At 62.0% G+C, this 20,842-nt stretch carries 13 protein-coding genes and 1 pseudogene; 4 read left to right on the forward strand and 10 right to left on the reverse strand.

What is annotated here, in order from left to right:
- Nucleotides 1-343: 343 nt before the first annotated feature.
- A complete protein-coding gene (gene gltB, locus RWJ89_RS25905) occupies nucleotides 344-5,068 on the forward strand; it encodes a glutamate synthase large subunit (RefSeq protein WP_316031665.1) in 4,725 nt (1,574 codons plus the stop codon).
- Nucleotides 5,069-5,294: 226 nt separating this feature from the next.
- A complete protein-coding gene (locus tag RWJ89_RS25910) occupies nucleotides 5,295-6,749 on the forward strand; it encodes a glutamate synthase subunit beta (protein ID WP_168322422.1) in 1,455 nt (484 codons plus the stop codon).
- A gap of 129 nt (nucleotides 6,750-6,878) precedes the next feature.
- On the opposite strand, the gene RWJ89_RS25915 is transcribed toward RWJ89_RS25910, so the two are convergent.
- On the reverse strand, nucleotides 6,879-8,117 hold the full coding sequence (locus RWJ89_RS25915) for an SGNH/GDSL hydrolase family protein (RefSeq protein WP_316031688.1): 1,239 nt from the start codon (nucleotides 8,115-8,117) through the stop codon (nucleotides 6,879-6,881).
- A 92-nt stretch (nucleotides 8,118-8,209) separates the two neighbouring features.
- Nucleotides 8,210-9,433: a lytic murein transglycosylase gene (locus RWJ89_RS25920; protein ID WP_221946886.1), complete on the reverse strand. Its 1,224-nt coding sequence runs from the start codon at nucleotides 9,431-9,433 to the stop codon at nucleotides 8,210-8,212.
- Between the two features lie 204 nt (nucleotides 9,434-9,637).
- On the opposite strand from RWJ89_RS25920, the gene galU reads away from it, so the two are divergent.
- A complete protein-coding gene (gene galU, locus RWJ89_RS25925) occupies nucleotides 9,638-10,525 on the forward strand; it encodes a UTP--glucose-1-phosphate uridylyltransferase GalU (protein WP_003542870.1) in 888 nt (295 codons plus the stop codon).
- 69 nt (nucleotides 10,526-10,594) lie between these two features.
- On the opposite strand, the gene RWJ89_RS25930 is transcribed toward galU, so the two are convergent.
- Nucleotides 10,595-12,136 (reverse strand): outer membrane beta-barrel protein, encoded by a 1,542-nt coding sequence (locus RWJ89_RS25930; protein WP_316031666.1) that lies wholly within the window; start codon nucleotides 12,134-12,136, stop codon nucleotides 10,595-10,597.
- A 176-nt stretch (nucleotides 12,137-12,312) separates the two neighbouring features.
- On the opposite strand from RWJ89_RS25930, the gene RWJ89_RS25935 reads away from it, so the two are divergent.
- Nucleotides 12,313-13,308 carry a KpsF/GutQ family sugar-phosphate isomerase gene (locus RWJ89_RS25935; protein WP_316031667.1) on the forward strand — a complete coding sequence of 332 codons (996 nt, stop codon included), beginning with the start codon at nucleotides 12,313-12,315 and terminating at the stop codon, nucleotides 13,306-13,308.
- Nucleotides 13,309-13,322: 14 nt separating this feature from the next.
- Here the strand turns inward: RWJ89_RS25935 and RWJ89_RS25940 are convergent, their stop codons facing one another.
- From RWJ89_RS25940 to RWJ89_RS25970, 7 genes and pseudogenes are all read right to left on the reverse strand, one after another.
- Nucleotides 13,323-13,778 (reverse strand): NfeD family protein, encoded by a 456-nt coding sequence (locus RWJ89_RS25940; protein WP_003542867.1) that lies wholly within the window; start codon nucleotides 13,776-13,778, stop codon nucleotides 13,323-13,325.
- Between the two features lie 3 nt (nucleotides 13,779-13,781).
- On the reverse strand, nucleotides 13,782-14,822 hold the full coding sequence (locus RWJ89_RS25945) for an SPFH domain-containing protein (protein ID WP_221946889.1): 1,041 nt from the start codon (nucleotides 14,820-14,822) through the stop codon (nucleotides 13,782-13,784).
- Nucleotides 14,823-15,005: 183 nt separating this feature from the next.
- The gene (hemH, locus tag RWJ89_RS25950; protein WP_316031668.1) at nucleotides 15,006-16,040 is read right to left on the reverse strand and encodes a ferrochelatase; all 1,035 of its coding nucleotides are present in this window, start codon (nucleotides 16,038-16,040) and stop codon (nucleotides 15,006-15,008) included.
- A 124-nt stretch (nucleotides 16,041-16,164) separates the two neighbouring features.
- Nucleotides 16,165-18,147, reverse strand: coding sequence for a bifunctional metallophosphatase/5'-nucleotidase (locus tag RWJ89_RS25955; RefSeq protein ID WP_168322427.1), 1,983 nt, complete (start codon nucleotides 18,145-18,147; stop codon nucleotides 16,165-16,167).
- 174 nt (nucleotides 18,148-18,321) lie between these two features.
- Nucleotides 18,322-18,641: pseudogene (locus RWJ89_RS25960) on the reverse strand (hypothetical protein).
- A gap of 27 nt (nucleotides 18,642-18,668) precedes the next feature.
- Entirely contained in the window at nucleotides 18,669-19,037 is a 369-nt protein-coding gene (omp10, locus tag RWJ89_RS25965; RefSeq protein WP_017962069.1) for an outer membrane lipoprotein Omp10, read from the reverse strand.
- Between the two features lie 171 nt (nucleotides 19,038-19,208).
- Nucleotides 19,209-20,660 (reverse strand): homospermidine synthase, encoded by a 1,452-nt coding sequence (locus RWJ89_RS25970; RefSeq protein ID WP_094087431.1) that lies wholly within the window; start codon nucleotides 20,658-20,660, stop codon nucleotides 19,209-19,211.
- Nucleotides 20,661-20,842 lie beyond the last annotated feature (182 nt).

Here is a 20,842-nt window from a genome sequence, read left to right on the forward strand (position 1 = left end):
TTTTTTGCCGGGGCGCTCTTGCGGAGCCGAATGCTTTCTGGCATAGAACTGATGAATTAGGACAGTGTTGCTGTCCTATTTTGGCCTTTATGACCGAAGAGGCGCCGAAAGCCCTGGAACAGACCGGCTTTCACGCTATAGTTCTTCCGAGTGTCAAGCCTCAAGGGGCGGCGCGCGGAGGCGAATGGCAGGCGCGGAACGCGACGGTTTGCTTTCCTTCAAAGCAGATGTCTGCGGCCGATCTTCACAATGCAACAGCGCTGTCATGCGCCGAACCTATCTTCGGGTTGCGGCGCGGGACGAAAAGCCGCCCGCGGCCCCGCGGGCTTCGACAGGAGGAAAGATGATGACGAAGACGCCATCCATGGAAGTTGACCGGTTTGCTGCTGCAGAGCTGCGCGCGACGGCCAATATGTCCAAATCCGTCTCCGGCCTGCCGAAGAAACAAGGCCTCTACGATCCGCGCAACGAACATGATGCCTGCGGCGTCGGCTTCGTCGCCCATATGAAGGGTGATAAGTCGCACCAGATCGTCAAGGATGGCCTGTTCATCCTCGAGAACCTGACGCATCGCGGTGCCGTCGGCGCCGATCCGCTGATGGGTGACGGCGCCGGCATCCTGGTGCAGATCCCCGACCGTTTCTTCCGCGAGGAGATGGCCGAGCAGGGTATCACCCTGCCGCCGGTCGGCGAATATGGCGTCGGCCATATCTTCATGCCGCGCGATGAAAAGCAGATCGAGCACTTCAAGAAAGTGATCAAGGACGTCATCACCGAGGAAGGTCAGGTCTTCATCGGCTTTCGCGACGTGCCCGTCGACAATTCCTCGCTCTCCAAGGCGCCGGCTATTGCTGCAACCGAGCCGCATCATGTGCAGGTCTTCATCGGCGCCGGCGAGGATGCCGAAAACAACGACGAGTTCGAGCGCCGGCTGTTCACGCTGCGCAAGGTGATCTCCAACCGTATCTATGACGAGTTCGACGGCGAGGAGAGCAATTTCTATCCGGTGTCGCTGTCGTCGACGACGGTGGTCTACAAGGGCATGTTCCTGGCCTATCAGGTCGGCGTCTATTACAAGGACCTGTCGGATCCGCGTTTCGAAAGCGCGGTCGCCCTGGTGCACCAGCGCTTCTCGACCAACACCTTCCCGTCGTGGAAGCTTGCGCATCCTTACCGCATGGTCGCCCATAACGGCGAGATCAATACGCTGCGCGGCAACGTCAACTGGATGGCGGCGCGCCAGGCGTCGGTCTCCTCGCCGCTGTTCGGCGAGGACATCTCCAAGCTCTGGCCGATCTCCTACGAGGGGCAGTCGGACACGGCCTGTTTCGACAATGCGCTCGAATTCCTGGTGCGCGGCGGTTATTCGCTGGCGCATGCGGTAATGATGCTGATCCCGGAAGCCTGGGCCGGCAACCAGTCGATGGCGGCCGAACGCAAGGCTTTCTACGAATATCATGCGGCACTGATGGAGCCCTGGGACGGGCCGGCTGCTGTCGCCTTCACCGACGGCAAGCAGATCGGCGCGACGCTCGACCGCAACGGACTGCGGCCGGCGCGCTACCTCGTCACCGATGACGACCGCGTCATCATGGCGTCCGAAGCCGGCGTGCTGCCGGTTCCGGAGGAAAAGATCATCCAGAAGTGGCGCCTGCAGCCGGGCAAGATGCTGCTGATCGATATGGAAGAAGGCCGCATCATCTCCGACGACGAGGTGAAGTCGCAGCTTGCGACAGCCCATCCCTATCGCAGCTGGCTCAACCGCACCCAGCTCATCCTCGAAGACCTGAAGCCGGTGGAGCCGCGGGCACTGCGCCGTGACGTGTCGCTGCTCGACCGCCAGCAGGCTTTCGGCTACACGCTCGAGGATACACGCATCCTGATGTCGCCGATGGCGACGACGGGTCAGGAAGCGATCGGCTCGATGGGCACGGATACGCCGATCTCGGCGATGTCGGAAAAGCCGAAGCTGCTCTACACCTATTTCAAGCAGAACTTCGCGCAGGTGACCAATCCGCCGATCGACCCGATCCGCGAGGAACTGGTCATGAGCCTGGTTTCCTTCATCGGGCCGCGGCCGAACATTCTCGATCATGAGGGGGCGGCGAACGCCAAGCGGCTCGAGGTTCGTCAGCCGATCCTAACCAATGGCGATCTCGAGAAGATCCGCTCGATCGGCCATACGGAAGACCGTTTCGACACCAAGACGCTCGATTTCACCTATGATATCGAGCGTGGCGCCGAAGGCATGCCCGAGATGCTCGACCGGCTCTGCGAGCGCGCGGAAGCGGCCGTCAAGGGCGGCTACAACATCATCGTGCTCTCCGACCGCCAGATCGGGCCGGACCGGATCGCCATTCCGGCACTGCTGGCGACGGCAGCCGTGCACCATCACCTGATCCGCAAGGGGCTGCGCACCTCGGTCGGTCTCGTCGTCGAGACCGGAGAGCCGCGCGAAGTCCATCATTTCTGCTTGCTCGCCGGCTATGGCGCCGAGGCGATCAACCCCTATCTCGCCTTCGACACGCTGCTCGACATGCATGCCAAGGGCGAATTCCCGAAGGAAGTGGATGCTTCCGAAATCGTCTACCGCTACATCAAGGCGGTCGGCAAAGGCATCCTCAAGGTCATGTCGAAGATGGGCATCTCGACCTACCAGTCCTATTGCGGCGCGCAGATCTTCGATGCGATTGGCCTGCAGTCGGAACTGATCGACAAGTATTTCTTCGGAACCGCGACGATGATCGAAGGCGTCGGCCTCGAGGCGATCGCCGCAGAAACCGTCGCCCGCCATAACGCGGCCTTCGGCACGGATCCGCTTCTTGCCACGACACTCGACATCGGCGGCGAATATGCCTACCGCATGCGCGGCGAAAGCCATGCCTGGACGCCGGATGCGGTTGCCGCCCTTCAGCATGCCGTGCGCGGCAATGCCGAAGACCGCTACCGCGAATTCGCCGATATGGTGAACAATTCGGCGCTGCGCATGAACACGATCCGCGGGCTCTTCAAGATGAAGAGCGCCGAGGCGCTCGGCCGCAAGCCGGTATCGATCGACGAGGTCGAGCCGGCGGCCGATATCGTCAAGCGTTTCTCGACGGGGGCGATGTCCTTCGGCTCGATTTCCAGGGAGGCGCATACGACGCTGGCGATCGCCATGAACCGGATCGGCGGCAAGTCGAACACCGGCGAGGGCGGCGAAGAATCCGACCGTTATATACCGCTGGCCAATGGTTCGATGAACCCGGAACGTTCGGCGATCAAGCAGATCGCCTCGGGCCGCTTCGGGGTGACCACCGAATATCTCGTCAATGCCGACGTGTTGCAGATCAAGGTGGCGCAGGGCGCCAAGCCTGGCGAAGGCGGCCAGCTGCCGGGTCACAAGGTTGACGCGACGGTTGCCAAGACCCGCCACTCGACACCGGGCGTCGGCTTGATCTCGCCACCGCCGCACCACGACATCTATTCGATCGAAGATCTGGCGCAGCTGATCTACGATCTGAAGAACGTCAACCCGACTGCCGATGTTTCGGTCAAGCTGGTCTCGGAAGTCGGCGTTGGCACGGTCGCTGCCGGCGTCGCCAAGGCGCGCGCGGACCATATTACGGTCGCCGGCTTCGACGGCGGCACGGGTGCGTCGCCGCTGACCTCGCTCAAACATGCCGGCAGCCCCTGGGAAATCGGCCTTGCCGAGACCCAGCAGACGCTGGTGCTGAACGGATTGCGTTCGCGCGTCGCCCTGCAGGTGGATGGCGGCCTGAAGACCGGCCGCGACGTTATCATCGGAGCGCTGCTTGGAGCCGACGAGTTCGGCTTTGCCACCGCGCCGCTGATTGCCGCCGGCTGCATCATGATGCGCAAGTGCCATCTCAACACCTGTCCGGTGGGCGTGGCGACTCAGGATCCGGTGCTGCGCAAGCGCTTCAAGGGCGCGCCGGAGCACGTCATCAACTACTTCTTCTTCGTCGCCAACGAAGTGCGCGAAATCCTCGCCTCACTGGGCTTCACCCGGCTCGACGAGATCATCGGCGCTTCGGAGCTGCTGGAGAAGGACGAGATGCTGAACCACTGGAAGGCGAAGGGCCTCGACTTCAGCCGCATCTTCCACAAGGTCGACGCTCCCAAGGAAGAGACCTTCTGGACGAGCCGGCAGAAGCACCCGATCGACGACATTCTCGACCGCGTGCTGATCGAGCAGGCTCAGCCGGCACTGACGGCCAAGACGCCCGTCGCCTTCGAGGTCGGCATCAAGAACGTCGACCGTTCGGTGGGAGCGATGCTTTCCGGCGAGGTCGCCAAGCGCTTCCGCCATCGCGGGCTGAAGGAAGACACGATCAATGTGACGCTTCGCGGCACGGCGGGGCAGAGCTTCGGCGCCTTCCTGGCGCGCGGCGTCACCTTCAACCTGATCGGCGACGGTAACGACTATGTCGGCAAGGGCCTTTCGGGCGGCAAGATCATCATCCGGCCGCCGGAGAATTCGAGGATCGTGGCCGAGGACTCGATCATCGTCGGCAACACCGTGCTTTATGGTGCGACGGAGGGCGAATGCTACTTCCGTGGTGTGGCGGGCGAACGTTTCGCCGTGCGCAATTCGGGCGCGATTGCCATCGTCGAGGGTGTCGGCGACCATGGCTGCGAATATATGACCGGCGGCGTCGTCGTCGTGCTCGGCGCCACGGGCCGCAACTTCGCGGCCGGCATGTCCGGCGGTGTCGCCTACGTGCTCGATGAAACCGGTGATTTCGCCAGCCGCTGCAACATGGCAATGGTGGAGCTTGAGCCGGTGCCCGAGGAGGATGATATGCTGGAGAAGCTGCATCATCACGGCGGTGATCTCATGCACAAGGGGCGCGTCGACGTCTCCGGCGACATGACGCGCCATGACGAGGAGCGCCTTTACCAGCTGATCTCCAACCATCTGCATTATACGGGCTCGGCGCGCGCCACTGAGATCCTCGACAACTGGGCCGATTACCGCCCGAAATTCCGCAAGGTCATGCCGGTCGAATACCGGCGTGCGCTCGAGGAAATGGAGCGCAGCCGGATGGGTATCGCCGCGGAATGAATTGCACCGGACATCCGTCACCTGACGACTGCAGGTGACGGATGACGAAAATATCTCGATGACCCGTGACGATCATACCGACGGCGAAAGCTGTCCAGATCGCCCGGATGTCTTTCAGGGGATATGGTCCAATGACGGTCAAGACAAGCAACTTGCCCCGGGTACCGGGACTGACGATAGACAGATTGGCTGCGGTGAGGCGGTCATGAGGGTAAGGGACGAAGATATGGGTAAGGTAACAGGGTTTCTGGAAATCGACCGGCAGGTGGCGAAGTACCAGCCGGCGTCGGATCGTATCCGTCATTTCCGCGAGTTCACGATCCCGATGTCGGACCCGGAAGTGCAGAAACAGGCCGCGCGCTGCATGGATTGTGGCATCCCCTATTGCCACGGCCCGACCGGCTGCCCTGTTCACAACCAGATTCCCGATTGGAACGACCTCGTTTACAACAATAACTGGGAAGCGGCGATTCAGAACCTGCATTCGACTAACAATTTCCCCGAGTTCACCGGCCGCGTCTGCCCCGCACCCTGCGAGGAAGCCTGCACGCTGAACCTCGAAGATGCACCTGTTGCCATCAAGACGGTCGAACAGGCGATTGCCGACAAGGCCTATGAGCTCGGCTTCATCCGGCCGCAGCCGGCCACGGTCCATACCGGCAAGAAGGTCGCCGTCATCGGCTCCGGGCCTGCCGGCATGGCGGCCGCCCAGCAGCTCGGCCGCGCCGGTCACGAAGTGCATCTCTATGAGCGCGAGACCAAGCCGGGCGGACTGCTGCGTTACGGCATTCCCGATTTCAAAATGGAGAAGAACTTCATCGACCGCCGCGTCGAGCAGATGAAGGGCGAGGGCGTCACCTTCCATTGCGGCGTCAATGTCGGCGTCGACGTCAAAGTCGAGCAGCTGCTCGCCGATCACGACGCCGTGCTTTACTGCGGCGGCTCCGAGACGCCGCGCGAGGCGGGCATTCCGGGCACCGACCTTGCGGGCGTGCATGATGCGATGCCCTATCTCGTGCAGCAGAACCGCCGCGTCGGGCGCGAGAACATCGACAGCGTCGGCTGGCCGTCGGACCCGATCCTTGCCGGCGCCAAACATATCGTCGTCGTCGGCGGCGGCGATACGGCTTCGGACTGCGTCGGCACGGCGTTCCGCCAGGGAGCCGTCAAGGTCACCCAGCTCGACATCCGGCCGCAGCCGCCGGAGAAGGAAGACAAGCTTGCCGTCTGGCCCTTCTGGGCGACGAAGATGCGAACCTCCTCCTCACAGGCCGAGGGTGTTGTGCGCGAATTTCAGGTGGCGACACTTGAATTCGTCGGCGAAGACGGTGTGCTGACCGGCGTCAAGTGCTGCGAGGTCGACGAACGCCGGCGGCCGGTTCCAGGCACGGAATTCGTCATCCGGGCCGATCTCGCCTTCATCGCCATCGGCTTCCGCGGGCCGTTCACCGGCAGCGTACTGAAGGAGCTCGAGGGCAAGCTGACGCTCAACACCGACAAGCGCGGTTCGACCAACGTTGTCGCCAACGACCGCGACTACAAGACTTCGGTCGACAAGTTCTGGACGGCCGGCGACGTGCGCCGCGGTCAATCGCTGGTGGTCTGGGCGATCCGTGAAGGCCGCCAGGCGGCGCGCGCCATCGACGAGGAATTGATGGGCTCGACCGTCCTGCCGAACTGACCGTCTGCCGCCGATACTTTTCCGAAGACATGAACTCCGCCCCTCTGGCGGAGTTTTTTATAGCGCCGTGTGTTTGACAGGACGCGGGAGCGACGTCCTCGAAGCGGCGAGCAGCCTCGCGCGGTCTTTTCACTTGACCGAGACTTCGGCCGGCGCTTTTGCCACCGGCAGGCGGTAATCATCGACGCGGCCGGGAGGCGCCGCCGTCATTTCGCCCTGCTCGACGAGGAGGTCGCGCGGCGACCGCGTCAAAGCCACAGGCGGCGGCCTGGCGCCGAGCAGCTCGCCACCGCCGTCGAGATTGGGATCGGAGAGGCTGATCGGCACGGTATGTTCGACCGGATTGGCGGGAAGGCCGAGGCCGGGCAGATTGCTGGAGTCGAGGCGGACCAGATCGGGACTTGCCTGCGTACCGAGAAGACGCCGCGCCGGTTTTTCCACATAGAAGGCGAGCTTGCGTCGGCCGGCTTGGGTCAGGTTGATGCCATCGGAGGTGCGCAGGCGCACCTGCTGGCCGTTCACATCCGAACCGGTGACGATGAAGTTGCCGTTTTCGTCGACGAAACCATCCCAGATATCGACGAATTCACCACCGATGCTTTCGACCTGGTTGCGGTAGAGCTGGTTCATCTGGACGGCATCGGCCCTCATCTGATCGGATTCGAAGGCGGGAAGACCGACCCAGAGCAGCGGGATCTTGCGGTCGGTGACCTCCTTGCCGAAGGAAAGCACGCGGCGGCGGTATTCGCTGAACCAGCCATCGGTGCGGAATTTTTCCTTGGCGGTGTCGGTCACCATCTGCTGGCGATCGTTGGCGCCGATCATGACGACGACCATTGCCGGCTTCAGCTCGTCGATCATCTTCGGCAGCTGTTCCGGCCAGTCGTAATAATCGTCGCGGACAAGACCCGATGAGACGTTGCCGCGGGCTTCGACGACGACACCCGGCGAGGTCTCGAAGGCGGCGGTGAGGCCGTCGCCGAGGCCGCTGGCCAGGAAATCGCCGACGATCAGGATCTTTCGGGCGTCGCCAAGCTTCTGGACGGCCGGCTCCTCCTCAACGGGAGCGCGGACCGGCGGTGCAGTACGGGTATTGACGATGGCTTTCTGCGCCGGCGGGCGTTTGCGCTGCTGGCGTCTCGGCTGCTGAACGTCAGGGGCTTGCGGGCCGTCGTCGAGATAGCGCCGGCCAAGGAAGAAATCGAAGATCGACCTACGCTGATAGCGCTGCTCCTGGGCTTCGGCGACATGCACGGGCGCAGAGACGCCAAGGCATAGCGAAGCCGCCGCCAAGGCGAGCACGAGCCAACGGATTTTACGGGTCCGATCAGTTTTCTTCGTCATAGGCAGTTCCGCATCTGCCGGCATCTTGCACGCAGGGCAGGCCAGCGTCCACTCCCGCTTTATGTAGGTCACGGTTCCGCCGCTTCCAATCAGCGCTTACTTTTCGGTGTCGTGTTCTAGCGGCGCAGCGCGTTCAGAAGCGGCAAGGAGGGCTCGCCGTCGGGCTGCATGCCGATGCGCGACTGCACGGCTGATATCGCCGCCTTCGAACCTGAGCCGAAATTGCCGTCGACCTCGCCACTGTAATAGCCGAGCGTCTTGAGACGCGTCTGCAACTCGAATTTCTCAGTGATGTCGAGTGCGCCGTTCGGGCGCGGCCAGCGCTGCTGCATGCCGCCGTAGCCGGCGATCTGGTCGGCCAGCAGGCCGACGGCAAGCGCGTAGCTATCCGAGGCATTGTAGTTCTTGATGGTGAAGAAGTTGGCGGTCATCAGGAAGCCCGGGCCACTGGGCCCGGCCGGCATTTTCAACACGGCTTTGGTAGCGCTCTCGCGGAAGGCCTTGCCGTTCGGGCGTGTCAGGCCGAGGGCTGCCCATTGGGCCAATGTATGGGTCTTGCCGGCCTGCTTGGCGACTGCAGCGGGAACGACGACCTCGTAGCCCCAGGTCTTGCCGGTATCCCAGCCGTTCTTCATCAGGAGATTGGCCGAGGTCGCCAGCGCGTCGGGGATCGAGTTCCAGATATCGCGATGGCCGTTGCCGTCGGCATCGATGGCATAAAGCAGGTAGCTTGTCGGAATGAACTGGGTGTGGCCCATGGCGCCGGCCCAGGAGCCGGTCATCTCGCGTGCCGGCACATCGCCGTTCTGCAGGATCTTCAGCGCGGCGACCAGCTGTTTCTTGGCGAATTTGGCACGGCTCGGATCGGCATAGGCAAGCGTTGCCAGGGCGCGCGGCACGTAGTGCAGCCGGTCGTCCTTGTCGAGGACCGCGCCGTAATTCGATTCCATCGACCAGATGGCCAGCAGTATGGTCTTGTCGACGCCGAAGCGCTGCTCGATCGCAGCGAGCGTTCTTGCGTGCTTGGCGGCCATCTCGCGGCCGATCTTGACCGTATAGGGATTGACGCGACTATCGACATAGTCCCAAATCTTCGAGGTGAATTCCGGCTGGTAGGTCGCCTTTTCGAGCACGGTCGGATCGGGCTCGCTCACCCCGGAAAAGGCCTTTTGATAGGTTGCCTTACTGATGCCACTCTGAGCGGCAGTCTGGTAAAAATCCGCGATCCATTTCTGGAAGCGGGAATCAGCTTGCGCGTTGTCGGGGACCAGTGTCACCTGGACGGCGACAACGAGGGCGAGAGCAAGACCACGAAGGGAGTTTTTGTGATTCTGGGTCATCGACAGTCGTATCCGTCATCTTTAGTTTCTGGTGCAGCGGGGCATCACGTCCGCCCACACCCGAGACTACAGGAACGGAGTCAACAAATTCTTTACCATGGCGGCCCGCTGCGGTCACCATTTGCAAAACAGTAGCAATTCTATACTAGTTAAAGCTAAAAAGCTCTATTTCCAAAGCGATATGATCGAAGCAGGAGGCCGGGTGTGGCTCAACACAACAAAGTTCGTAAAGCAGTATTTCCGGTTGCCGGGTTGGGAACGCGATTCCTGCCGGCGACAAAGGCTGTTCCGAAGGAAATGTTGACCGTCGTCGACAAGCCAATCATTCAATATGTCGTCGATGAGGCGATCGAAGCCGGGATCGAACATCTCGTCTTCGTCACCGGACGCAACAAGCACGTCATCGAAGATTATTTCGACATCCATTTCGAGCTGGAACAGACGCTGCGCGAACGCGCCAAGAAGGCGGAGATTACCCTTCTCGCCCAGCAATTGCCGAAGGCCGGCACGGTGAGCTTCACTCGCCAGCAGGAGCCTCTCGGCCTCGGCCACGCCGTATGGTGCGCCCGCGAGATCGTCGGCGACGAACCCTTCGCACTGCTGCTGCCCGATATGATCATGAAGGGCGACAAGGGCTGCATGAAGGGCATGATCGACCTCTATGCCCAGAGCGGCGGCAATATCATCGCCGTCGAGGAATGCGCGCCGGACCAGGCGCATAAATACGGCATCGTCGGCGTCGGCGAGGCGATCGGCGACGGCTTCCGCATCACCGGCATGGTGGAAAAGCCCGCCAAGGGAACAGCACCGTCCAACTTCTTCATCAACGGCCGCTATATCCTGCAGCCTGAGATCTTCAAGATCCTCGAAACCCAGGAGCGCGGCGCCGGAAACGAGATCCAGCTCACCGACGGCATGCTGAAGCTGCTGAAGGAACAGGATTTCGCCGGTTACCACTTCCGCGGCGCGACTTACGACTGCGGCGCCAAGGACGGCTTCATCCTGGCGAACGTCGCCTTCGCCCTCGAACGCGCCGATATCCGCCCCTCCGTCGAAGGCGGCTTCAGGGAACTGCTGGCCGGCCTGAAATAAGTCGTAGATTCAACGCGATAGAGCGCCGCGTGTCCTAACGGATGCGCGGCGCTCTATTTTCCGACATTCTTAGCGTTTCAGCTTGAGACCGACGCCGGCGCGCCATTGCTGCGAATCGGTGCCTTCCTTGCGCGTCGTCAGCTCGTAGCCGAGCGTGCTGGTGAGATCGAGATAGCGGTTGATGTTCCAGGTCAGGCCGGTCGCGGCGGTATAGACGAGCTCGTCGTTGATGGTGCTGTCCGTGGGATAATCGCGCCATATGACCCCGCCGATCATCGTCCCGACCAGGTTGTCGCGCAGCTGGTGGGTGACTGTCGTCGTCAGCGCGTGCGAGACGTAGCCGCTTTCGCCTGCCGTGGTCGAGGGCTGGATGCTTGTCTGCAGGTCGAGATTGACATCGGTGCCGCGGATCGGCGACCAGAGCAGGCTCGCATCAAGCGTGGCGGTATCGATCGAGGACAGGCGGCTGTCTTCGAAATCCGCCATCTCGTAGCCGACACCGACTTCACCCTTCAGCTTTTCGCCGAGATCGACCTCGACGCCTGCCTTGGCGCCATAGCTATGGCCGGAACGCTCGTAACCGGCGGAATCTTGCGTTTCGTCATAGACCGTGCGGCCGATGTTGGCCTCGATGAAGGGGATGAGCGCGGGGGACAGTTCGTAGCCGACACGGCCACGCAACGTGCCCGTCGTCTGATTGCGGTCGCTGAGGGAGACGGTCGTGCCGTTCGAAAGTTTAGCGTCCGAATAGATCGAGCGTGTCAGCGCAAGTGCCGTCGTGCCGCGCAGGATGCCAAAATCGCGTTGGACGGAGGCGCCGGCCGAAAATTCCTGCACGTCCGACTGCTGTGCGGCGTCGGCGATGGCGTCGGGATCGTCCGTATCCTCACGGTAGAAATTATAGCCAGCGGTCAGGCGCGCGGTCGTATCGTCGGGAAGATCCAGCCTGAGATCGCCGTTGACTTTAAAGGAAGGCTGCTCCTCGCCCTCGCCGCTGATATTCCTCTGCCAGGCGCCTTCCGAGGTAACGGTCAGCTGGTGCCGACCCCAGTCGGAAGTCAGTGTCGCTGCCGCATCCGTTTCGAGAAAGGCGCGCCGCTGCCTGGTATTGCCGTCCTTGGTGGTCTCGGTGTTGATGCTCTGGGTGACGCTCGGGCGGAGCACAAAAGTGCCGATCGGAATTCCCGGCGTTTCTGCCGTCGAGGCGCTTTCGGCAGCCCTGCGGCGCGGCAGCGCCTCGTCGACCGACGCTTCACGGGTGTTCAGCCGGCGTATCTCTTCGTCGAGGATGGAACCGGTAATGTCGTCGCCGGCTTGCGCATCCGGTATGGCGGGCCGCTGCTGGGCATCCTCCGCATTCGCAGCCGTGCCGTTTGCCGCAGGCGTGGCGGTATCGCCGGTCTCGTCATCGAAACCGGCGGCGGATGCGGCATTGTTGGCGGCGCGGTTATCCTGAGAGGCGGCGGAGCGGCTGTTTGCCGGCTGCGGCGAGGCGGACTGCGCGAAGGCTGCCGGCTGGCTGAGAAACAGGCCACCGAGCACGGCAAAAGAGACGGCACAGCTCATGGCGCGGAGCGGCGTCACACTGCTCGTCTGTTTTGGCTGGCCCATGCAATTCGCGCCTGACATGCTTTCGGTTCTTACCCAAAGGTAAAGCCTTGTGGTTAACCATTCGTTGCCGGCGGCGGGCGCTGTTCACAATTCGGAAAGAGTGGGGGATCGGAAAGAGTGCGGGTCGGAAATCGTGTGGGGTGGACTTGGAAAGTGAAAAGGTCTAACGCAATTTCATGAACAGAAGAGCGATCAACCTCGTTGAAAACAGCGTGCTCGAATCGGCAAAACGCACGATAGAGACCGAAAGACGCGGTCTTGAAGCGCTCGAACAGGCTTTTGACAATGGATTGGCCGGTCCTTTCACACGGGCCGTCGAAGTCATCGGCGACATCTCCGGCCGCGTTATCGTCACCGGCGTCGGCAAGAGCGGGCATATCGGCGCCAAGCTCGCGGCGACATTCGCGTCAACCGGGACGCCCGCCTTTTTCGTACATGCGGCGGAGGCCAATCACGGCGATCTCGGGATGATCGCGCGCGACGACGTCGTGCTGGCGATTTCCAAAGGCGGCGAGAGCGCCGAGCTCAAGAGCATCATTTCCTTCACGCGGCGCTTCTCCATTCCGCTGATCGCGATCACCTGCAGCGAAGGTTCCTCGCTCGCGGCTGCCGCCGATATTGTCCTTCTGATGCCGAACGAACAGGAGGCCTGCCCCAATGGGCTGGCGCCGACGACCTCGACGCTGATGCAGCTTGCAATCGGCGACGCGCTGGCGGTGGCGCTTTTGGAGGCGCGCGGCTTTACCGCCACGGATTTCCACGTCTTCCACCCCGGCGGCAGGCTGGGCGCGAGCCTGATGCATGTCGCCGACGTCATGCACACCGGCGAGCGGCTGCCGCTCGTTGCCAAGGGTACACCGATGCCGGAGGCGATCACGGTGCTGTCGCGCAAGCACTTCGGCTGCGTCGGCGTGCTTGATGAGGATGGGCGGCTCTGCGGCATCGTCACCGAAGGCGACATGGCGCGCAACCTGACGCGCAATCTCTCTGAACTTGCCGTCGACGACATCATGACGCGGACGCCGAAGACGGTGAGGCCGACAGTGCTGGCGACCGCCGCCCTGGCGCTGCTCAACCAGCATCACATCGGCGCGCTGATCGTCATCGACGACGACCGCCGGCCGGTCGGGCTGGTGCATTTCCACGACCTGCTGCGGATCGGCGTCGCCTGATCAGGCTCGTTTGATCAGACGGGTTCCACCGTCAGGTCGCGGCCGTTGCTCGAAACCACCTTCACCTGCGTTCCCACGGGCAGGTCAGGTCCCATCACCTGCCATAGCGTATCGTCGAGTCGGATTCGGCCGCGGCCCTCACGGATCGGTTCGTGCAGCGTCGCTGTGCGGCCGACGAGGCTGGCGCCGCGCTGATTGAGGAAGGGCTCGTCGGTTGTGGCGTTGCGCAGCGTCAGCCGGCGGCCGGCGAAGGTCGTGGCAACGGCGAGAAGCGCAAAAAGGATCGCCTGTAACTCCCAGACCCAGAAGGCGCTGTCCCAGAAGAGCAGCGACAGCGCGCCGACGATCAAGGCGGCAAGGCCGATCCAGACCAGGAAGAAGCCGGGAACGATCATTTCCGCGGCGAGCAGCACGAGGCCCGCGACCCACCAGCTCCACGGACCGAGTTCGGCGACGATCTTCGCCAGCATGGCTTAGCGCTCCTGCTCGGGATTGAAAGGATTGGGGGTCGACGGATTGATCGGAGGCGTCGAGCGCGCCGGTGTGGGGCGCGGACGCGGCGGTACCGGCAGCGGCGTCGACGGGCTGTTGCCGGCATCGCCGAAGACCTCGCGGGCAATGGCGCCGATACCAGCGAGCGAGCTCAGGATGGAAGAGGCTTCCATCGGCATCATCACGACCTTGGAATTGGGCGCCGAACCGATCGAGGTGAGCGCCTCGGTGTATTTCTGGGCGACGAAATAGTTGATCGCCTGAATGTCGCCGGCGGCAATCGCTTCAGAGACCATCTTCGTCGCCTTGGCTTCGGCCTCGGCCAGGCGTTCGCGGGCTTCAGCATTGCGGAAGGCGGCTTCGCGCTGGCCTTCGGCTTGGAGAATGGCGGATTGCTTGGCGCCTTCGGCTCTGAGGATTTGCGCATTGCGCGAGCCTTCGGCTTCCAGCACCTGGGCGCGTTTCTCGCGCTCGGCCTTCATCTGACGGGCCATCGCATCGACGAGGTCACGCGGCGGTTGGATATCCTTGATTTCGACGCGGGTGACCTTGATGCCCCAGGGATGCACGGCCTCGTCGACGACGCGCAGCAACCGGTCGTTGATCGCATCGCGGTTGGAGAGCAGTTCATCCAGATCCATCGAACCCATGACCGAGCGGATGTTGGTCATGGTGAGATTGAGGATGGCGTTTTCGAGGTTGGAGACCTGATAGGCAGCCTGGGCGGCGTTCAGCACCTGATAGAAGGAAACGGCATCGGCCGAAACCGAGGCATTATCCTTGGTGATTACTTCCTGGGTCGGCACGTTCAGCACCTGCTCCATCACGTTCAACTTGGCGCCGACGCGCTCGATGAAAGGGGTGATGAGGTTGAGGCCCGGCTCCAGCGTGCGGGTATAACGTCCGAAGCGCTCGATCGTATAGCGGTAGCCCTGCGGCACGGTCTTGATCCCGGCAAAGAGCACCAGGATGACGAAGATGACCAGCACGATCACGACGATGTCGAAGCCGCCGAACAGCATGAAGAATTCCTCCTATCGGCGCGTGCGCGCCTGCCCAACTGATGTGGTGGGGTAGCATGTTCTTTGCGAGGAAGAAATGCCACACGGATGCCACACATCCGCATGAGAGGGAGGTTTCATCTCGGTTGAGTTATTCGGGCCTTCGCCAGCTATCCGCGCGGCGCCGCTTGCTGAAAAAGTTTCTCAGACCCAGCCCTGCAATTCGCGGCGGACGACCTTTTCCAGCACTTTCATGCCGTCCTCGCCGTCGTTTAGGCAGGGAATATGCGCGAACTTCTCGCCGCCATTCTCGTGGAAGGAATGGGCGGCCTGTTCGGCGATCTCCTCCAGCGTCTCGAGACAGTCGGAGACGAAGCCGGGATTGATGACGGCGATGCGCTTGACGCCGTCCCTGGCAAGCTTCTCCACGGTCTTGTCGGTATAGGGCTGCAGCCATTCCTCCGGCCCGAAGCGGGACTGGAAGGTGACCATGAAGTTTTCTTTGGTGAGCCTGAGCCGCTCGCGCAGCAGCCGGCCGGTCTTCTGGCATTGACAGTAATAGGGATCGCCCTGCTTGAAATAGGACATCGGTATGCCGTGGAAGGAGGCCAGCAGCATCTCGGGCTTCCAGTCGAGGGTCGAAAGATGCCTTTCGACGGACGTGGCGAGCGCCTCGATATAGGTCTCGTCGTCGTGGTAATCGGGAACGGTGCGCAGCGCCGGCTGCCAGCGCATCGAGAGCAGCTTCTGGAAGGCCTTGTCGTTGACGGTGGCGGTCGTCGCCGCCGCATATTGCGGATAGAGCGGGAAGAGCACGATACGGTCGCAGCCTTCTTCTTTCAACGCGTCGATGCGCGAGGCGATCGACGGTGTGCCGTAGCGCATCGCCCAATCGACCTTGACGTTATCAAGATCCTGCAGCCGCTCAGCCATCAGTTCCGACTGATTGCGGGTGTAGGTGCGCAGATAACTTTCGTTCCTCTCTTTGTTCCAGATCAGCTCATAGGCCTTGCCGACCTTCTGCGGGCGGGTGTTGAGCACGATGCCGAAGAGGATCGGATACCATTTCCAGGGCGACCATTCGATGACGCGGCGATCGGTCAGGAATTCCCTGAGGTAGCGGCGCATCGAGGTATAATCGGTGCCGTCAGGCGTGCCGAGATTGACCAGCAGCACACCGACCTTACCAAATTTGACGGTCGGATGGTCGGCTGGGCGGAGTGAGATATCTGCTGTCATTCTGGCCCCAACGCTCTTTTGTCCCATCGGCTCATACGCAGCCTGGAGACCGTGGTTCACCCTATAGAAAGAAAAGCCGGCCCGGGAAACCCCGGACCGGCCAGTGGCATCGAGACAAATCGTCTTACTTGGCGGGGACCTCGATCTCCTTGCCGACCGTCAGGTGACGCGGGTTCGGCTTGCCATTGGCATCCGAAAGCTTCCGCCACAGCGTGCCGTCGCCATAGAAGGTCACGGCGAGATCCCAGAAGGTGTCGCCCGCGGCGATGACGTGCGTCGAAGGCGTCGTCGCGGCAGGTGTGGAGGCTGCCGGTGCCGGTTCCGCCGTGGGTGCGGGTGCTGCTGGTGCTGGTGCAGCAGGAGCCGGTTCTGCAGGTGCCGCCGGCGCGGGGGCCGGTGCTGCTGGGGCCGGTGCAGCGGGTGCGGGAGCCGGCTCGGTGGATGGAGCAGGAGCAGCCGGTGCGGCAGGCGCCGGCTCGGAAGCGGAGGGAGCAGGCGCTGCCTGCGCCAGTTCGGTGACGCGGCCATCCGTATAGGGCTTGTAGGGCGAATGCGCGGCGACATATTCGGCGGTCACGTCGGCAAGGTCCGGACCGTAATCATAGGCGTTCTTGCCTTCCTTAAAGATCGAATAGCCATCGCCGCCGGCCCGCATGAAGTTGTTGGTGGCGACTTTGTAGGTCTTGGCAGGGTCGATCGGAGCGAAATTGTCGCCTTCCTTCACCTGGACATCGCTGACGCGGCTGCCGACAGGCTTCGACTGGTCGAAGGAGAATTTCAGCCCGGCGACCTGCGGGAACCGCCCGGCACCCTGGTCGATCTGGCTGACGCCGTTTTCCAGCGCTTTGACGACATCTGCGCCAGTCGTCTCAAACGTAGCGAGCGTGTTCTGAAAAGGCAGGACGGTGATGACCTCGCCCTGGGTGACCTCGCCGCCGTCGATTGAAGCACGCAGGCCGCCGCCGTTCTGAACGGCGATGGTGACGCCCTGGTTCTTGGTGCGGTCGAGTATGGCGTCGGCCACCAGATTGCCCATCGAGCATTCCTTGACGCGGCAGACCTTGCGGTCGCCTTCGATCGGGCTTTCGGAAGAGCCGATCACCTTCTTGCGCAGTTCCTCGATCGGCTTTGCCAGTTCGGCAATGCGGGCAATGACGGCAGGATCGGGCGTGAAGGTGGAATCGATCAGGATCGGATCGCCCTTGGCATCCTTGACCACGCCGCTATCGTCGAAATTGACGACGAGATCGCCGAGATACTTGCTGTAGGAGGCAGCCTGGACGACCGGCACCTTGTAGCCGCCGGGATTGTCGACCATCGTCGGGTAGGGGCCTTCAGCCTTCGGATCGGTATTCGAGAGCAGGCTGTGGGAATGGCCGCCGACGACGATGTCGACATCCGGGATCTTGGCGATCAGGGCGAGATCGCGGGGGTAACCGACATGGGTGAGCGCGATGATCTTGTTGACACCCTGGCCCTTCAGATTCTGAACGGCCGCTGTGATGGTCTGAACGTCATCTTCAATCGTAACGTTCGGGCCGGGGGAGGAAAGCTCTGCCGTATCATTGGTGACGGCGCCGACGATACCGATCTTCTGGCCGGCGACATCGAGCACCAGCGACGGCTTGATGCGGTCGCCGAGCTTGGAGGCGGTCGTCGCCTTGACGTTCGCCGTCACGACAGGGAACTGCACCTTGTCGAGGAAGGTAGCAAGCCCGTCCTCGCTGTCGTCGAATTCATGATTGCCGACGGTCATGGCGTCGAATTTCATCAGGTTCAGGAACTCGGCTTCGGCTGCTCCCTTGTAGGTCGTGTAGAAGAGCGAGCCCTGGAAATTGTCGCCGGCATTCAAGAGGAGGACGTTCTTGCCGGATAGCGCCTGGCGGCGCTGATCGATCGCGATCTTCAGGCGGGCAGCACCCCCGAAGCATTCCTTCTTGCCTTCCTCTTCGGCCGAGCAGGTGGAGTCGAACTTGTTGATCGATTCGATGCGCGAATGGAAATCGTTGATATGAAGAATATTGAGTTCGTAATCCGCAAAGGCGGCGCCCGTGCTCAGCGCCAGCATGGACGCGGTCAAAAGACCGAAGCTGAAAGACTTCGTCATCCCTGTTCTCCTGATTGAGGCGAAAGATCCCCCTGATCCCTCGCCGATCCCTTTCATTATGCGCCGGGGCGGTTTCCCGGCCTGCGGATGTTCCATCAGACGATGCACGACCGCAAGAGAAAGCTGGGCCAGGCGGGACGGTTTCCAAGGGGACAGGGTAAAAAAGCCGGGTTCCTATCCCAGGCATTCGCCGTCGGCGGTGTTTCGATAGAGTTCGTGCACGGCCTCCGCAATATTCGGAACCGTGGCGAGCGCGCTGATCAAGCAGAGAAGGGAAACGAGGCGATGAAAGCGCCGGCCGGCCCATAGGCAAGGAGCGCGCCTGCACCATAGATCAGGACTGCTAGCACGGCTGACATCAGTACCTGCAGCGGATCGTCGCAATCGTGAGCGGCGATGCCCTGGGCGCGATATTCATTGGCCGGCGAAACGACCGCAAGTGCCGCAAGCGGCATGGCGAGCAGCAGGACGAGATAAGACGCGAAGGCACGCATGGTATGCCTGGCCTATCGCCGCATCTTTCAGCCGCGGCGGGAAAGCGTGAACTGTGCGCCGGAATCGGAGGTGCAATTGAGCTGGCTCGGGTTGACGAGCGCGCAATTGACCTTGGACTGGGTCTTGCGCACCAGCGAGGTCATGTTGATCTCCACCAGGGTCGGTGAGGTGTTGATATAGGTGCCCGAGGCAAGAAGCTGGTTGCTGTCGGTCGTGCGGGTGGTGAAACTACCGCCCTGGAAGGTGGAAACGATGCCGTTCGGATCGCTCCAGTTGCCTTCGACACCGGTGGCGGCGGGCGAGGTTGCAACCGGCAAACGACGCGGCTCCGATGAAACGCAGGCGGCAAGAGCGGCCGCTGCACCGACAAGAACAAGACCAGTTCTGATTTTCATAAGGCTTCTCCCGGCGAATCGGCGCGGCGGACAGCCGCCAAGTTCGGGCAAAACATGGCGCGCGCCCGGCACGAAGGCAAGCCTTGGAGGGGTGGCGGGCAGCAATTATACAGCCGGCGTTACAAAAATGCCCGCCTTGCGGCGGGCATTGTCAAAGCCGTGCAGGCGATCTCAGCGAACGAGAATGTTCCTGAACTGCCACGGATCCTTGGTGTCGATATCCTCCGGGAAGAGGCCCGGACGGCCGTCGAGCGGGGTCCAGTCGGTGTAGTGGCCTTCGACCGGGCCGAGATAAGGCATCTGCACTTCGAGGCAGCGCTTGTAATCGATCTCGTCGGCTTCGACGATGCCGGCATTCGGGTTTTCCAGCGCCCAGACCATGCCGGCGAGGACGGCGGATGTGACCTGCAGGCCGGTGGCGTTCTGGTAGGGCGCGATGCGGCGGGTTTCTTCCAGCGACAGGCGTGAGCCATACCAATAGGCATTCTTCTCATGGCCGTAGAGCAGGACGCCGAGTTCGTCGATGCCGTCCTCCAGCTCGTCCTCGTCGAGAACGTGATGGACCGGCTGCGGCGTGCCGCCATTGCCGAACATCTCATGCAGCGAGAGAACGGCGTCGTTGGCCGGGTGGTAGGCATAGTGGCAGGTGGGGCGGAAGGTCACTTCGCCGTCCTTGTCGCGGACCGTGAAAAAGTCGGCGATCGAGATCGACTCGTTGTGGGTGACGAGGAAGCCATATTGCGGACCAGGCGTCGGGCACCAGGTGCGCACGCGGGTGTTGGCGCCCGGCTGTTCCAGGTAGATTGCCGCCTTGTTGCCCTTCTTGTGCTTCTTGGCGTTCTTCGGCATCCATTCTTCATGTGTGCCCCAGCCGAGTTCGGCCGGCTGCAGGCCTTCAGAGATGAAGCCTTCGACGGACCAGGTGTTCCAGAAGACGTTGAGCGGCTTCGGGTGCTTGGTGCGCTGGGTGTCGCGCTCGGCGATGTGGACGCCCTTGACGCCGAGCTTCTTCATCAGCTTTGCCCAGCCTTCGCGATCGTGCTGGTCCGGTTCCTCGAACTTGAGGCCGATGTCGTTGGCGAGGTTGACGAGCGCCTGCTTGACGAACCAGGAGACCATGCCGGGATTGGCGCCGCATGTGGAGACGGCGGTGGCGCCGCCCGGATTCTTCGCCTTTTCCTTGCGCATGGTTTCGCGTAGCGCATAGTTGGTGCGGTCGGCATTGCTCATGCTCTTGTCGAAATAGAAGCCGAGCCAAGGCTCGACGACGGTGTCGATATAGGGAACGTCGAGCTTGCGGCAGAGCTTGATGATGTCGAGCGAGGAGGTGTCGACCGAAAGGTTGACGCAGAAACCCTGGCCCTCGCCTTCCGTCAGCAGCGGCTTCAGCAGTTCCTTGTAATTGTCCTTGGTGACATATTCCTTGATGTGGCGAACGCCGTGCTTCTTCAGGATCTCCATGTCGGAGGGTTCTTCACGAGGGTCGATGACGACCATCCGGCTCTTGTCGAATTTGAAATGGCGCTCGATCAGAGGCAGGGTGCCGCGACCAATGGAGCCAAAGCCGATCATCACGATCGGACCGGTAATTTCGGCATATACCGGATAGTTCTGTTCCGTCATTCTTTTCTCCTGTGGAAGAGGACGAAGGCGTTCAGCCCGAAGAATTGTTTTGAAATTGCCGCAGAGAGTGCGAGGTGACCGGCTCTAACCATAAAACGGCGTCACAATAAAGAGCGTTGAGGGGGAAAGGCCAAATATCGAGCGGCGATAGAGGCCGGCGAAGCCATCCTGGGGATCGGCAG

It is taken from the genome of Rhizobium sp. 10PS4, assembly GCF_032464805.1.
Lineage (GTDB): Bacteria > Pseudomonadota > Alphaproteobacteria > Rhizobiales > Rhizobiaceae > Rhizobium > Rhizobium laguerreae.

Coding starts and splice junctions, on each gene's coding strand:
- gltB (WP_316031665.1), top strand. CDS start 344: ATGATGACGAAGACGCCATCCATGGAAGTTGACCGGTTTGCTGCTGCA.
- RWJ89_RS25910 (WP_168322422.1), top strand. CDS start 5,295: ATGGGTAAGGTAACAGGGTTTCTGGAAATCGACCGGCAGGTGGCGAAG.
- RWJ89_RS25915 (WP_316031688.1), bottom strand. CDS start 8,117: ATGCCGGCAGATGCGGAACTGCCTATGACGAAGAAAACTGATCGGACC.
- RWJ89_RS25920 (WP_221946886.1), bottom strand. CDS start 9,433: ATGACCCAGAATCACAAAAACTCCCTTCGTGGTCTTGCTCTCGCCCTC.
- RWJ89_RS25930 (WP_316031666.1), bottom strand. CDS start 12,136: ATGGGCCAGCCAAAACAGACGAGCAGTGTGACGCCGCTCCGCGCCATG.
- RWJ89_RS25935 (WP_316031667.1), top strand. CDS start 12,313: ATGAACAGAAGAGCGATCAACCTCGTTGAAAACAGCGTGCTCGAATCG.
- RWJ89_RS25940 (WP_003542867.1), bottom strand. CDS start 13,778: ATGCTGGCGAAGATCGTCGCCGAACTCGGTCCGTGGAGCTGGTGGGTC.
- RWJ89_RS25945 (WP_221946889.1), bottom strand. CDS start 14,822: ATGCTGTTCGGCGGCTTCGACATCGTCGTGATCGTGCTGGTCATCTTC.
- hemH (WP_316031668.1), bottom strand. CDS start 16,040: ATGACAGCAGATATCTCACTCCGCCCAGCCGACCATCCGACCGTCAAA.
- RWJ89_RS25955 (WP_168322427.1), bottom strand. CDS start 18,147: ATGACGAAGTCTTTCAGCTTCGGTCTTTTGACCGCGTCCATGCTGGCG.
- omp10 (WP_017962069.1), bottom strand. CDS start 19,037: ATGAAAATCAGAACTGGTCTTGTTCTTGTCGGTGCAGCGGCCGCTCTT.
- RWJ89_RS25970 (WP_094087431.1), bottom strand. CDS start 20,660: ATGACGGAACAGAACTATCCGGTATATGCCGAAATTACCGGTCCGATC.